Here is a 1292-nt window from a genome sequence, read left to right as displayed (position 1 = left end):
ACGTATACCTTCGGTTCGGTGCTCATCGCTGGCCCTCCTCTGGGATAGCTGGGGTGTAAGGGTTGGGGGTCGGATCGTCAACGGAGAAGCGAAAGCCGGGGCGCTTTGGGTTCTTCTCCCAGTGGTACGAGTCGAGCGGTGCTCTGTGGCCTTCGGCCCATGCCCGTTCCGCTACAGCCCGGTCGTGCTCGGTGAGCCAGGTAGAAGACAGAACTGCGTCAGCCTCGGTGTAGTAGAGCTCGCGGATTTCTCGGTAGTCGGATACGTCCATCTCCGCACAATTCATCAACATTTTCCATGTTGTGCGGTCGGGTCGCAGATCGGTTGACTGCGCAGCGTCCCACAGCACCTCTGCTAGTTCTTCGCGGTCGGTGCTCACGGCTTCGTCCTTTCTGGTTGTGGAACTACGGGGGTGGGGGCGGGATAGTTTTTAGCCACGTCATCGACCATGCGCTCAAGTGCTTTCTTGATCATTGCGCCGTCTGTGACGGTATGGGTGCGCTCTTTGAGCAGGTCGAATGCTGCACGCTGTTCGGCAGTTAGTGACACGCTAGTGATGCGTTTCTTGAACGGCTCGCGTTCCGTAAATGGGTTGTCGCGGCTCATCGTTCTCCCTCCTGAGCCTCGGCGTAGGTCAGACCGCAGGAGCATCGATCCTCGAACTCGTGCTCGTGCTCGTCGGCGTCGCTCAACCAAGCGCCAGTATCAATAACGATCGATGCGGGACGCTTGACGAGATCAGTGAAGTAGTTGGCTTGGCCCGCCTCGTACGCCAGCAGCAGCGCAGTGCTATCGATTGAGCCGTGATAGCCGCGTAACCATTCATATGCTTCGTCGGTGAACACTCGGCCGCTCATGTTGTCGGCTCCTGAGCCTCGGGGGTAACAGGCGGGGCATAGAGCACGCGCACGGGAAGTAGTGGTGTGTCACTCTCTTCCTGACCCACAAATCGCCAGATCGGCCGGCTCCACCCCTGCTGCTTTTCGCCTACGTCACCATCCGCATCGAGCACCACCGTGCCGACCGGAAGTGCATCGAGAGCTTCGACCATTTCGGCTTCGTCTGTCGGGAGGAATGACTCAGCCAAGTCAGCGAGCCGTTCGATCATGGCGCTTGGGTCTATATCGTCTAGATCATTTGTCGTGACCGTCACTGAGTAGTCACCGTGCACCCATCTTGCGTAGATTCTGGCGTCTGCGATCAGCGCTCGGGCTTTTGGGGTAGGCGGGGAGGTCACGATGCCTCAGCCTCCAATATCGCGTCAGACCACTCGCGCGATTGCTCGTACTCTT

The 1292-nt window shown here is 58.7% G+C and carries 4 protein-coding genes; all 4 read right to left on the bottom strand.

What is annotated here, in order from left to right:
• Positions 1 to 22 precede the first annotated feature (22 nt).
• The 4 genes from D4765_RS19010 to D4765_RS18995 are packed head-to-tail and all read right to left on the bottom strand — an operon-like array spanning position 23 to position 1153.
• On the bottom strand, positions 23 to 379 hold the full coding sequence (locus D4765_RS19010) for a hypothetical protein (RefSeq protein ID WP_136643873.1): 357 nt from the start codon (positions 377 to 379) through the stop codon (positions 23 to 25).
• A complete protein-coding gene (locus D4765_RS19005) occupies positions 376 to 606 on the bottom strand; it encodes a hypothetical protein (RefSeq protein WP_136643872.1) in 231 nt (76 codons plus the stop codon). The genes D4765_RS19010 and D4765_RS19005 overlap by 4 nt, the downstream gene beginning before the upstream one ends.
• On the bottom strand, positions 603 to 857 hold the full coding sequence (locus D4765_RS19000) for a hypothetical protein (RefSeq protein WP_136643871.1): 255 nt from the start codon (positions 855 to 857) through the stop codon (positions 603 to 605). Before D4765_RS19000 ends, D4765_RS19005 begins: the two co-directional genes overlap by 4 nt.
• Entirely contained in the window at positions 854 to 1153 is a 300-nt protein-coding gene (locus D4765_RS18995; protein ID WP_136643870.1) for a hypothetical protein, read from the bottom strand. Before D4765_RS18995 ends, D4765_RS19000 begins: the two co-directional genes overlap by 4 nt.
• Positions 1154 to 1292: the final 139 nt, after the last annotated feature.

Source organism: Subtercola vilae, assembly GCF_004923255.1.
Classification (GTDB): Bacteria; Actinomycetota; Actinomycetes; order Actinomycetales; family Microbacteriaceae; genus Subtercola; species Subtercola vilae.
The sequence above is the reverse complement of the archived record's forward strand: the minus strand, read 5'-3'. Positions and strand labels throughout refer to the sequence as shown.